The organism is Pseudomonas sp. VI4.1, assembly GCF_002029345.1.
In the GTDB taxonomy this organism is placed as follows: domain Bacteria; phylum Pseudomonadota; class Gammaproteobacteria; order Pseudomonadales; family Pseudomonadaceae; genus Aquipseudomonas.
In genome coordinates this window covers 61,437-73,129 of record NZ_MULM01000156.1, presented here as the reverse complement: position 1 = coordinate 73,129, position 11,693 = coordinate 61,437, and the positions used below count along the sequence as shown (strand labels likewise).

12 protein-coding genes are annotated in these 11,693 nt (G+C 57.6%); 9 read left to right on the top strand and 3 right to left on the bottom strand.

From position 1 onward, the window contains the following. Nucleotides 1-160: 160 nt before the first annotated feature. Nucleotides 161-1,069 (bottom strand): 50S ribosomal protein L3 N(5)-glutamine methyltransferase, encoded by a 909-nt coding sequence (prmB, locus tag BZ163_RS16780; protein ID WP_128871846.1) that lies wholly within the window; start codon nt 1,067-1,069, stop codon nt 161-163. A 239-nt stretch (nt 1,070-1,308) separates the two neighbouring features. On the opposite strand from prmB, the gene BZ163_RS16775 reads away from it, so the two are divergent. The 5 genes from BZ163_RS16775 to BZ163_RS16755 all read left to right on the top strand — a co-directional run bounded on the left by BZ163_RS16775 (nt 1,309) and on the right by BZ163_RS16755 (nt 4,082). Next, on the top strand, nt 1,309-1,899 hold the full coding sequence (locus BZ163_RS16775; protein ID WP_128871845.1) for a cysteine hydrolase family protein: 591 nt from the start codon (nt 1,309-1,311) through the stop codon (nt 1,897-1,899). A gap of 131 nt (nt 1,900-2,030) precedes the next feature. Further along, complete coding sequence (locus tag BZ163_RS16770; protein ID WP_128871844.1) at nt 2,031-2,351, top strand: hypothetical protein; 321 nt, start codon at nt 2,031-2,033, stop codon at nt 2,349-2,351. 76 nt (nt 2,352-2,427) lie between these two features. Next, complete coding sequence (locus BZ163_RS16765) at nt 2,428-2,985, top strand: Smr/MutS family protein (protein WP_007898817.1); 558 nt, start codon at nt 2,428-2,430, stop codon at nt 2,983-2,985. A 77-nt stretch (nt 2,986-3,062) separates the two neighbouring features. Then, nucleotides 3,063-3,608, top strand: a complete 546-nt coding sequence (gene folE / locus BZ163_RS16760; RefSeq protein WP_128871843.1) for a GTP cyclohydrolase I FolE — start codon at nt 3,063-3,065, stop codon at nt 3,606-3,608. Between the two features lie 102 nt (nt 3,609-3,710). Next, complete coding sequence (locus tag BZ163_RS16755; RefSeq protein ID WP_064676623.1) at nt 3,711-4,082, top strand: glutathione S-transferase N-terminal domain-containing protein; 372 nt, start codon at nt 3,711-3,713, stop codon at nt 4,080-4,082. A gap of 125 nt (nt 4,083-4,207) precedes the next feature. On the opposite strand, the gene BZ163_RS16750 is transcribed toward BZ163_RS16755, so the two are convergent. Then, complete coding sequence (locus tag BZ163_RS16750; protein WP_128871842.1) at nt 4,208-4,447, bottom strand: hypothetical protein; 240 nt, start codon at nt 4,445-4,447, stop codon at nt 4,208-4,210. 123 nt (nt 4,448-4,570) lie between these two features. Here BZ163_RS16750 and BZ163_RS16745 point away from each other — a divergent pair, with 123 nt between their 5' ends. From BZ163_RS16745 to BZ163_RS16730, 4 genes are all read left to right on the top strand, one after another. Next, the gene (locus BZ163_RS16745) at nt 4,571-5,920 is read left to right on the top strand and encodes an NCS2 family permease (RefSeq protein ID WP_128871841.1); all 1,350 of its coding nucleotides are present in this window, start codon (nt 4,571-4,573) and stop codon (nt 5,918-5,920) included. Nucleotides 5,921-5,985: 65 nt separating this feature from the next. After that, nucleotides 5,986-6,615 (top strand): LysE family translocator, encoded by a 630-nt coding sequence (locus BZ163_RS16740; protein ID WP_128871840.1) that lies wholly within the window; start codon nt 5,986-5,988, stop codon nt 6,613-6,615. Nucleotides 6,616-7,029: 414 nt separating this feature from the next. Continuing rightward, the gene (locus BZ163_RS16735) at nt 7,030-9,117 is read left to right on the top strand and encodes a hypothetical protein (protein WP_128871839.1); all 2,088 of its coding nucleotides are present in this window, start codon (nt 7,030-7,032) and stop codon (nt 9,115-9,117) included. A 493-nt stretch (nt 9,118-9,610) separates the two neighbouring features. Next, complete coding sequence (locus BZ163_RS16730) at nt 9,611-10,906, top strand: hypothetical protein (RefSeq protein ID WP_128871838.1); 1,296 nt, start codon at nt 9,611-9,613, stop codon at nt 10,904-10,906. 253 nt (nt 10,907-11,159) lie between these two features. On the opposite strand, the gene uraH is transcribed toward BZ163_RS16730, so the two are convergent. Beyond that, nucleotides 11,160-11,513 carry a hydroxyisourate hydrolase gene (uraH, locus tag BZ163_RS16725; protein ID WP_128871837.1) on the bottom strand — a complete coding sequence of 118 codons (354 nt, stop codon included), beginning with the start codon at nt 11,511-11,513 and terminating at the stop codon, nt 11,160-11,162. Between the last annotated feature and the right edge of the window lie 180 nt (nt 11,514-11,693).

Here is an 11,693-nt window from a genome sequence, read left to right as displayed (position 1 = left end):
TCGCGATGGACTCAAGAGCGCCGCGTTTAACCAGTAAACACGCGTTATCGTTAACGTCCATCGCGAGCAAGCTCGCTCCTACAGGATGTGTGTCGTGCTTAAGTGATGCGACACACACGGAACCTGTGGGGGCGAGCTTGCCCGCGATAGCGTTCTGAAGTCAGACGCGGGACGCGAACAATGCCTGATGATCCCGGCACTGCTGCGCCGTCAACATGAACACCCCATGCCCGCCGCGCTCGAAATCGAGCCAGGCGAAGTCGACTTCCGGGTACAGCGCCTCGACGTGCACCTGGCTGTTGCCCACTTCGACCATCAGCAACCCCTTCTCGGTCAGGTGATCCGCCGCTTCGGCGAGCATCCGCCGTACCAGGTTCAAGCCATCGTCACCACAGGCCAGGCCCAGTTCGGGCTCGTGCTGGTATTCGTCCGGCATGTCGGCAAAGTCTTCGGCATCGACATACGGCGGGTTCGACACGATCAGGTCGAACCGCTGACCCGGCAAACCATCGAAACCATCGCCCTGCACCGTGTACACCCGTTCGTCGACTCCGTGGCGCTCGATGTTCTGGTTGGCCACTTCCAGTGCTTCGAACGACAGATCGGCCAACACCACTTCGGCGTTCTTGAACTCGTAGGCGCAGGCAATACCGATGCAGCCGGAACCGGTGCACAGGTCGAGAATCCGCGCAGGCTCGGTGCCCAGCCAGGGTTCGAAACGTTTTTCGATCAGCTCGCCAATCGGCGAACGCGGGATCAGCACACGCTCGTCGACGATGAACGACATACCGCAGAACCAGGCCTCACCCAGCAGGTACGCGGTCGGAATGCGTTCTTCGATGCGCCGCTTGAGCAAGCGCTGCAGCTTGACCAGTTCATCGTCTTCCAGGTTGCAGTCAAGGTAGCTGTCGGCCATTTCCCATGGCAGGTGCAAGGCCCCCAGCACCAGTTGGCGGGCTTCGTCCCAGGCGTTGTCGGTCCCATGGCCGAAAAACAGATCCTCCCCATGAAAGCGGCTGACGGCCCAACGGATATGGTCGCGCAGGGTGCGAAGGCGGGAAGTGATCACGGCGGCAGACTCCAGAAAAAACGACTGGCGATTCTAACAGCCAAACCGCGTCACGACGACGCAGGAAAAGCACCGGACCAGTTGTAGGACTATTCTCTTTTTTAGTCTGGCCATTGAACAAATCAGGCATCTTGACAAGGCTGTGAGCCAGCAACGGCGGCGCCTGCGATAGTAGCGATTCACAGAAGCGCTCAGCCAGAGGACAATGTCGCAAAAGCCCCACCCGAAGGAGCCCCAGAATGTCCGTTCCAAAAACGATGTTTCAACTCAGCGGCCGCGGTTACGCTGCAGCCAATCTGAGCAATGCGACCCTTGTCGTCATCGATGCCCAGAAAGAATACCTCAGTGGTCCGCTGGCCCTGAGCGGCATGGATGCCGCCGTCGCGAACATCAAGCAACTGATGGCCGCTGCCCGCGCTGCCGGCCGGCCGATCGTGCATGTGCATCACCTTGGCACCGTCGGTGGGCTGTTCGATCCACAAGGACAGCGCGGTGAATTCATTCCGGGGCTGGAACCGCAGAACGACGAAACCATCATCGGCAAACTGCTGCCGAGTGCGTTTCACGGCACCAAACTGCTGGAACGCCTGCAGAATCTCGGTTCGCTGGACTTGATCGTCTGCGGTTTCATGAGCCACTCCAGCGTCAGCACCACCGTGCGGGCCGCCAAGAACCTGGGCTTTCGCTGCACCCTGGTGGAAGATGCCTGTGCCACTCGCGACCTGCCGTACAAAGGTGGCGTCCTGAGTGCCGAGCATGTGCAACAGACCGAAATGGCGATCATGGCGGACAACTTCGCCACCCTCGCCGTGACTCGCGAATTGATTTGATCGACGCTCGATGAGCGGTGTATGCCGCCGCTCATCCGCAAAAGCCTCTTGTGTGCTGTAATTGACTTAGCCTCAGGAACATCCCGGTCAACTCCCGGTCGAAGGGCCGATACTCATTGAGGAAGGTCGGAATGAAGTTATCCGATGGATTTGACGCTCGCCGCTTGCGGCCCAAAAGCCAAAGCAACTGGCGTTTTCGCTTCGGCGCAGCCTTTGCTGCGTTGCTGGCGACCTGTGGCGTGCTGATGGCAATGGCCGGAGCGGCCAGCCTGCTCGGCCGCCCACCGGCACTCGGCGAGTTGAATGCCAGCCCGCTGGGCTCGGCAATCATTCTGGCGATCGGCCTGTTCGTGCTGTACCTCGGCGTGATGCTGTGGCGCCGCTGCCGTCGTCGTGCGCGCCAGTCGCGGGAGCTCAACATTGCTCCGCACCTGATGAAAAAACACGACTGAGTCGAACCCGCAGGCGTTTTGTCGCGCCCCATTCGTCCCGAGTTGGGTAAACTGGCCGCCCTTCGCGGAGGCTGACATGCAAGACGACGATTTTTCCCTGTTCAAAAGCGCGATTCAAGGCGTCAAGCCGATCAAGCACGATCGCGCCGAAACCGGCAAACCCAAAGCTGACCGCGCGCAGATCGCCAAGCTGCGCCAGGCCGCTACCGTGCGCACCGATGCCACCACCGTCGACGGGCTGTCCGATCAGTTCGTCATCGACGTCGGCCCGGAAGACGAGCTGATGTGGGCGCGCGACGGGGTGCAGGAAAGCCAGATGCGCAAGCTCAAGATCGGCCAGATTCCGTTCGAAGGCAGCCTCGACCTGCACGGCATGAATGTCGAAAAGGCCCGGGAAACCCTCTGGGCCTTCCTCGCCGAAGCGACCAAATTCGAAATTCGCTGCGTGCGCGTCACCCACGGCAAGGCCGTGCGCCTGGACGGCAAGCGCCCGATGATCAAAAGCCACGTCAACACCTGGCTGCGCCAGCATTCCCAGGTACTCGGCTTCACCTCGTGCCAACCGAAACACGGCGGCGCCGGAGCGGTTTATGTGATGCTCAAACGGACCATGATGGAAGGTCGCGACGAGTGAGGCTGTCGCTTCGTGCTTGCAGCGCCGTGTCCGCCACCGTACCCTTGGCCTTTGCGTAAAATCCCACAGGTAGTTTCATGTCCCTGGAACAGAATTACACCGCGATTCTCGGCCAATTGGGCGAGGACGTATCCCGCGAGGGCCTGCTCGACACGCCAAAGCGTGCCGCCAAAGCCATGCAGTACCTCTGCCGCGGCTATGAACAGACACTGGAAGAGGTCACCAACGGTGCCTTGTTCAGCTCCGACAACAGCGAAATGGTGCTGGTCAAGGACATCGAGCTCTACTCGTTGTGCGAGCACCACCTGCTGCCGTTCATCGGCAAGGCCCACGTCGCCTACATCCCGAGCGGCAAGGTGCTGGGGCTGTCGAAAGTCGCGCGGATCGTCGATATGTACGCCCGCCGCCTGCAGATCCAGGAAAACCTCAGCCGCCAGATCGCCGATGCGGTCCAGGAAGTCACCGGCGCCCTGGGCGTTGCGGTGGTGATCGAGGCCAAGCACATGTGCATGATGATGCGCGGTGTGGAGAAGCAGAATTCGTCGATGATCACCTCGGTGATGCTGGGTGAGTTCCGCGAAAATGCGGCCACCCGCAGCGAGTTTCTCAGCCTGATCAAGTAAGGCCGCAGCACGAAGAAAACCGGCATTCATCGCCGGTTTTTTTTCGCCTGCGAAAAATCAGGTAAGCTGCGCGCCTTCCGTTTGCCCAGTGAGGCTTATCCCGTGTTCGTTAAAGCGCTTCGTGTCGGCCTTGGCCAACTGATTATCTTCATCGACTTCATCACCCGTCCCGGCAAGAAGCAACGCCCGGCCGAGGTTCAGGCCAAGGTCAACTCGGCTGCCAAGGGCCTGACCCTGTACCAGTTCCATGCCTGCCCGTTCTGCGTGAAAACCCGCCGCACCCTGCGCCGCCTGAATGTGCCGGTGGCGTTGCGCGACGCGAAGAACAACGAACAGGATCGCCGGGCGCTGCTGGAGCAAGGCGGCAAGATCAAGGTGCCGTGCCTGCGCATTGAAGAGAATGGGCAGACCACCTGGATGTATGAGTCCAAGGTGATTATTGATTATCTGGATAAGCGTTTCGCTGCGGCCTGATGGTGTTGCGGTGTCCTTGAGGACGCCTTCGCCGGCAAGCCGGCTCCTACATTGAACCGTGGCGCTCACCCGATCCTGTAGGCGCTGGCTTGCCAGCGAAGAGGCCGGCACAAACACCGCTATCTTCAGACAAAAATAAACCGGCCCATGCGCCGGTTTATTCGCTTATGCCCTCCCCTCAGGCCGCGTTCGCCGCCTGAACCTGACGCACCACCGCCGCCAAAATCTCCCCCACCACACAAAATTCCTGTGGGTGCGAGACCGGCTTGCCGGCGAATGCCGCCGAACGGCGATATATCCCGATTGCCAAACTTTTCGTCTACAAAATCAAAAACATTATTTGCATTATTTGTATACAAAAGCATAATCCACTTCGTGCGAGATCTTGACCAAGAGGTCAACAAATTCGCAAGCACCTCAAAGGGCCGCTGCCACCCTCATGGGTCCTGCCCTGGAAATAACAATAAAACTCTTGAGGAGTACTCGCTGTGGAAAGCCGCAAATCCGAAGCCCCGACCCTGGAACTCTCGCCGCCGATACGCAATGGCTGGCTGGAGCGCATCTTCAAACTGAGCATGCATGGCACCACGGTGAAAACCGAGCTGATCGCCGGTGTGACGACCTTCATCACCATGGCCTACATCATCTTCGTCAACCCCAACATCATGGCCGACGCCGGGATCGATCACGGGGCGGCGTTCGTCGCCACCTGCATCGCCGCCGCGCTGGGCTGCCTGTTGATGGGCCTGTACGCCAACTGGCCGGTCGGCCTCGCGCCGGGCATGGGCTTGAACGCCTTCTTCACCTACACCGTGGTCGGCACCATGGGCTACAACTGGGAAACGGCCCTGGGCGCGGTGTTCGTTTCCGGCGTGTTGTTCATGTTCCTGACCTTTTCGCGGATTCGCGAATGGCTGCTCAACAGCATCCCGGTGAGCCTGCGCTTCGCGATGGGCGCCGGTGTGGGCCTGTTCCTGGGGCTGATCGGCCTGAAAACCGCAGGCATCGTCGTCGATAGTCCGGCCACCCTGATCAAGCTCGGCTCCCTGCGCGAACCCGGTCCTTTGCTGGCGGCCATCTGCTTCCTGATGATTGCCGTGCTCAGCTACCACAAGGTGTTCGGCGCGATCCTCATCAGCATCATCACCGTGACCCTGGCCGGTTGGGGCCTGGGGCTGGTGCACTACGAGGGCATCATGTCGGCCCCGCCGAGCCTGGCACCGACCTGGATGGCCATGGACGTCGCGGGCGTGTTCAATGTCAGCATGATCAGTGTGGTGCTGGCGTTCCTCTTCGTGCACATGTTCGACACCGCCGGCACCTTGATGGGCGTGGCCCAGCGCGCCGGCCTGGTGAACGCCGACGGCAAGATCGAAAACCTTTCCCGCGCCCTTAAAGCCGACAGTGCTTCCAGCGTATTCGGGGCTGTGGTGGGTGTGCCTCCCGTCACCAGCTACGTGGAAAGTGCCGCCGGGGTCGCTGCAGGTGGTCGGACTGGTCTTACCGCTGTGACCGTAGGTGTGTTATTTATTGCAGCAATGTTTTTCGCGCCGTTGGCTGGCATGATCCCCGCGTATGCCACCGCCGGCGCACTGATCTATGTGGCAATGTTGATGATGGGCGGCATGGCGCACATCGAATGGGACGAGGCGACCGACAGCATTCCAGCGATCGTTACCGCGATCATGATGCCCTTGACCTTTTCGGTCGCCGACGGCATCGCGCTGGGCTTTATCACCTATGTGGTGCTCAAGGCCTGTACCGGTAAGCACAAGGAAATTTCCATCAGTTTGTGGGTGCTCTGCGCGATCTTCATCGCCAAGTTCGTTTTCTTGTAAGCCGTAAACGCATTAAACCAGCCTCACCCCGTCGGGTGAGGCTTTTGTGCAAATGGAGGAAAGTGATGAGTCTGGAAACCTGGCTGCTGTTCAGCGGCGCTGCGCTGGTGGTGATCCTGATCCCGGGGCCACTGTCGTTGCTGATGATCAGCAACAGTCTGAATTACGGTCTGCGCCGTTCCTACCCGGCGTTTCTGGGAGGCGTGTTTGCTTCAATCTGCCTGCTCAGTGCTTCGGCGCTGGGGCTGGGCGCGTTGTTGCTCGCCTCGGAACAGTTGTTCAGCGCCCTGAAGATCGTCGGCGCGCTGTACCTGTTCTACCTCGCCTGGCAGAGCTGGCAGCAATCGCGTCAACCCTCGGTGGGTGCCGAAGTCCCCCAGGCTGCGCCGGTGCCACGTTTCCGTGCCCTGTTCGGGCGCGCGTTCGTGCTGGGTGCGAGCAATCCGAAGGACATTCTGTTTTTTGCTGCATTCCTGCCGCAATTCTTGAGTGCCGAGCAGCCGTTCCTGCCGCAACTGCTGATAATGATCGCCACCTGGACGGTGCTGGACCTGCTGTGCAAATTGGCCTATGGGCTGGGGGCGCATGGTGCGGCGCGATACCTGCGCAGCGGCAAGGGACAAAGTTGGTTCAACCGGATCAGTGCCGGGTTGTTCGGCGGTGCGGGGGCCGCGTCCTTACTGAGTAGCCACTGACACCTTTGATTGTATCCGTCACTTCAGTTTACCCTTCCCCGCTACCCTCCTGATTCGCGAAATCATTCAGGAGGGTAGAATCACGCCAATACCCCGCCCCCGCCCCATGGATAGAGTGTTATTTCCATAGGCCTGTCGCTTGCGCCCCGTCGATGGCACTACTCCAACAACTCCGCAAAATACGGGTGCTGTTGTGCCGGGATCCCGCAACACATAGAAACAACAGCATATATAGTTATACCTCGATCTGTTGACACTTTGCCATCCTGATAAACACACGTGGACGCTTGGATATTGACGACACTCGGATATATCAAGCCAGGGTAATCAGAAAGCACTCTTCATATAACGCTTGATGTCGTACTCCCACCACGCTGAAAAGGACTATTTCACCATCCATGGAGGATACGCTAAATGGCCAAACCACCGGTAAAAACTAAAACCCCCGACTCCGACCCCTCTGGTAGCACGTTGACAACGACAAGACCCCATTCGGAGAACACTCAGCCGCCCGGCAATCCGATGACGACCGGACAGCCTGACTTTCATTGGCCAGGAAGGGATATAACCGCCGAGACACGCCCTCACGAAGATTCGCCAGACAACACTCTGCCGTCAGAACCCGCGATCATTATTTCCGATCTTCCGGTTGTTGGACGTTTGGCGCCAGAGTTCCCTGACGACATGCATGTTTACATGCCAGCGCCAGCCGCCGGACACCCCATAAGCCTCGATGAGTTGATCATTCCAAGAAGTTTCGCCAAAACCCTGACAGTGCCTGACACGAACGGGATTCGTCGAGACACCGCGACTCGTCAAAATACAATCGAGAGAATATATGTCAATCTCGAGAACGGTACTACGGTCATGGTCGCTCCAACTGGGGACGGGAGATACCAGGCGACGACCGCCAAGGTTCTGATCCCCAATGGCCCGGTGCTGGAACGAATCGGAACGACGATGCTGTGGCGAATTGAAGCGCCAAGCCCAGTACCCGGCAAGCGCCCACGCCTTGAGCGACCCGTCGATACTCTGCACACCGCTACCCAACCCGGCCCCTCAGACCCGGATACGGTCTGGAATGGCAGGTGGCAGCCGGATGAGGGGGGCGCCATTCAGCCTTTCGCCTTACGCCATTCCAGGCATGCAGAAAAATTCAGACTGGATATGAGCTCATGGACTTCGCAAAACCCTTTTTACCCGTTCACGGGTGAGATCGGCCGCAGGGCCCACTACAAAGCGCTGCTTGAGCAGGGTGATCCATTACTGAGAGCAGCGACCAGCGCCGACAATATCAAACAAAAAATAGAAACATTCACTCGGTGGGGGATGAAAATCGACATTCATTCGTTACCCTTTTTCAAGTTACCGGGTCAAGTGGTCACCGAAGTGAAAGACATCGATGGCGGACTGATTGCAGACCTTGTCAATCAAAAAACAAATGGCCAGGCAACCATTCAACGCCTGATAGAACCCATGGCGGGTTCAGGCTTTTATGCCAACTATGCCAGGGCCGTAGGGTTCGAAGGGGACATGATATTAAATGATAACAATCCACTGATCTCATGGACCCAAAAGGAAATCATCCAACAGCCTGACCGGGTAAAATATTACATTGATTCGATTAAAGATGATCTGGTCGAGCTGGGCAAGCAGTACGGCTTTGAGTTTGATCCTTTTAACCTTTCGATAAAATTTCAAAACAGACAAGACAGCCAGGCATTTATTAAATCCGAATCCGTCAAGAATTTTCGCGACGCCGTAAAGAATTATTTCAATGAAGCCGTGGATGTTGTCGTTGAATTGAAGAACGGAGAGTTGGTTATCAGCGACCCACCCACCAGAAAAACTTCCGTTGGCGCTCAGTTACAAGACGACGAGGTCGTTATCAGCCACCCACCCCCCACCGCCAACGAAAAAGCATTTCTCGTCGCAGTATTTTATATCGCCCAGAACAATAACCAACGCAACACCGGCATTGTTGAAATAAGAAAGATAAACAACGGCAACTACAGTCTGCATTTCCCGGTTTCCATGATGTTTACAGATGGCCCGACCGTAAAACTATTTTCGAACGGACTGATTAACAACAACCACATCAATTACCTTAGCCACCTTCATGCAAGCGCAAAGCACCCCACGCATTTCGCGAACGAGGACGGATGGACGCTACTGGACAGTCTCCGCGACAAAAGTAATGAAACGAAAAACAGCAGCGATTTAATCATCTTAAGCGGCCATTTCAGTAACACTTATTTAACCGAAGAAGCCTTCATAAGGAAAATTGAACAACATGTCATCCCGCTGAGTAAAAACGGAGCAAAAATTATTATTACAAACGCTTACTCCCCCCATAAAGAGACGGCTTTTAACACCCTCGGATTCCACACGTTCAAAAAATCGAGGGAAGGCGACCGCACAGACAAAAGCCCAGCCATTGCCAAAGGGGATTATTTATTAGCGATAAACAGGCCCGCCATGCGGGCGGCCCAGAGCCTGTAGGGGTCTGGCATTCAACTCATCATTGAGCAGCGATACATAGTTACCGCTCGATAAACTTAAACGTAAGAGATATTGAAGGCGTCCGGGTTGAGTGATCTACGCGGACCAGGCGCACCTGTCTACGCGCTGGCTCTTATTACTTAAGTCATTACATGAAGCCGGCGAGAACCAGCTGATACACCGAACCTTCTTACGATCTCAAAGGAGCACAGCTTTCCATGAGCCCTAAACATCCCATTCGACCCAAAGCCCCCGGTTCTTCAACCGAAAGTACCCCCGGCCGCGCGATACGACCCTGGATCATTTACCCAGGCGCCCTGGCATCTCACTGGGTCATGAGCCCGATCTGCCCCAGCGACATCCATTCCCGGAGCACGCTCCAGCACCCGAGGCCCAACCTCCGGCGGTTGAAATAACCGATCTCCCTGCCAGCACCCACATCAGCCGAATCACCACCGACCACCCCATCAGTCATTACTACCTGCCACCGAAAATGGTTGACCGGCTGCCCGCACCCGACCCGCTGACCGGGTTCCGATCAATTAGCTCCAGGCGCAAGTTTGTCGATCTCGTCGATGGCGGGACGGTGCTGCTGGGGACCGATAGGCACGGCCATTTGCGCGTCAAACGACTCTCGGAACTGGAGCCGTCCGGCCCACGGCTTGAGCGGGTGGAAGGCACGCTCGCATGGCGTCAGGTTCGGGCCGTCAGCATTGGCACCGGGGATTCGGAACTGATTATTACCCGCCACCCACTGGCAGGTGATGGGCTAGAAGCGGGGCCGTCCAGGCGACCACGGATACCCGACACCGGCGCATCCTCCGAGCCCTGGAAAAACTGGGGGATCGCGGCCCACCATGCTTCGCCCGGAGACATCAGCATCGAGGGCGTTCGCTACAAGACAGTGCCGCGCGTTGATGCATCGGACCATCCGATTGCCTATATCAAAAACCCGGCGCACCTGATCTACGACTTCGATCTGTTCCAGGCAACCCTGCGGCAACACATCGAACAACAACCCCGTGGCGCGATCCAGGTCCCGCCGACTCACCACTGGGAAGTCGATCCAAGACTGCCTTTTGACAGGACGCTGACCGACTATGTCGCCGCTTACTTTCCCGAGCTGTCAGACCTATCGCTGCTGAACGTCGCGAGAAAACAGTTTTCCCTCGCCAACGGTTCCGACATTGCCACCGGCGCCGGGTTGACGACCCTGCGGCAAGTCTTCACTGACTGGAAGACCTCAAGCGTAACGCCACGGCCAGAGCTGGCCGACCCGCTGCTCATGCTCTCGGTATTACAAACGATTCCAGGCAAAGGCTCACACCGGATAGTGGAGCTGCCTGACCCCGCCGATCAGGTGCCTCTGCAACGACTGCAGTTTGATTCGCAAAAATTCTCGGGGGAGTGGAGATATTTCTCCTCGTCCCTGACTGCCGGGGCCATCAAACGATTCATGAAGGACCTGTTGACTCGCAATGGATATACCGTGTTCGAGCTGGGCCCCGCCCATACCTTTCCAACGGTGGTGTTCACACGAACTGGACATGACTTTGTGTTCTACATGAGCCTGCACCGCATTCACGGCCGTAAAGTTCAGATCTCCCCCGCCGACGAACGCAGATATGTCCCCGAGCGGCTACCGGAACTGATTGGCCCGGCGGCCATGCGCGCGGTGCAAAACGCCGAGGCCGCCAACAAACTGATCTGGCTCAAAGGTGGCGGACAGATCCTGGCCGGTCACCCGGATTCGGTTTTTATCGTACGAACCGACGATCCAAGGCGCTAGAAAGGTCCTTCAGGGACTCAGGTTGTGTACAGCCGACAGAGCAGGGTCGGCTGTACGGTCGCCTTCGCGGCCTTCGCGGCCTTGCGACGATCCGACAAGCCAGCTTCCTACAGGGGGGACCGCAGCCAGGTTGAACATGAAGTGTCTTCCAGAGCCATTGGAAGCGCGAAAAAAAGCCCGCAGTGTGAGCGGGCGAAAGACCAAAGAAGCTATATGCGCAGTCGCTTCGATGTTGAGACAGTTGCCTGGGGGATCAGCTTCCTCGGTAGGTTGAATAGCTGTAAGGGGAAATCAGCAACGGCACGTGGTAGTGATCTTGCTCGGCGCAGATGCCAAACCGTAGCACCACCACATCCAGAAACGCCGGCTCCGGGAGCTGCACGCCCCGGGCGCGGTAGTAATCGCCCGCATGAAACTGAATCTGGTAGACCCCGGAGCGGTAGTCATCGCCTTGCAGCAGCGGTGTATCGACACGGCCATCGCTGTTGGTGATCTCGCTGGCGACCAGCTCCAGCTGCGAGCCTTCAACGCGGTACAGCTCGACCTTGATCGAGCTGCCCGGGCAACCGTGTGCGGCGTCTAAGATGTGAGTAGTCAAACGTCCCATTGATTCTGCGCGCCTGGCTGCGTGGAGCAGTCAGGCCTCGCGCCTCCCGAAGTCAGTTGAAAAGGAGACCGCATCGTTTCGGAGCTCGAAACGCTGCGGCGAGGCATCGATTAAGACACTTTTAAAAAAAAATTGTACACAATAAAAACGACATTTTTCTCCAAATCCCGCTATTCGGCG

Coding starts and splice junctions, on each gene's coding strand:
- BZ163_RS16775 (WP_128871845.1), top strand. CDS start 1,309: ATGTCCGTTCCAAAAACGATGTTTCAACTCAGCGGCCGCGGTTACGCT.
- BZ163_RS16770 (WP_128871844.1), top strand. CDS start 2,031: ATGAAGTTATCCGATGGATTTGACGCTCGCCGCTTGCGGCCCAAAAGC.
- BZ163_RS16765 (WP_007898817.1), top strand. CDS start 2,428: ATGCAAGACGACGATTTTTCCCTGTTCAAAAGCGCGATTCAAGGCGTC.
- folE (WP_128871843.1), top strand. CDS start 3,063: ATGTCCCTGGAACAGAATTACACCGCGATTCTCGGCCAATTGGGCGAG.
- BZ163_RS16750 (WP_128871842.1), bottom strand. CDS start 4,447: ATGCTTTTGTATACAAATAATGCAAATAATGTTTTTGATTTTGTAGAC.
- BZ163_RS16740 (WP_128871840.1), top strand. CDS start 5,986: ATGAGTCTGGAAACCTGGCTGCTGTTCAGCGGCGCTGCGCTGGTGGTG.
- BZ163_RS16735 (WP_128871839.1), top strand. CDS start 7,030: ATGGCCAAACCACCGGTAAAAACTAAAACCCCCGACTCCGACCCCTCT.
- BZ163_RS16730 (WP_128871838.1), top strand. CDS start 9,611: ATGGTTGACCGGCTGCCCGCACCCGACCCGCTGACCGGGTTCCGATCA.
- uraH (WP_128871837.1), bottom strand. CDS start 11,513: ATGGGACGTTTGACTACTCACATCTTAGACGCCGCACACGGTTGCCCG.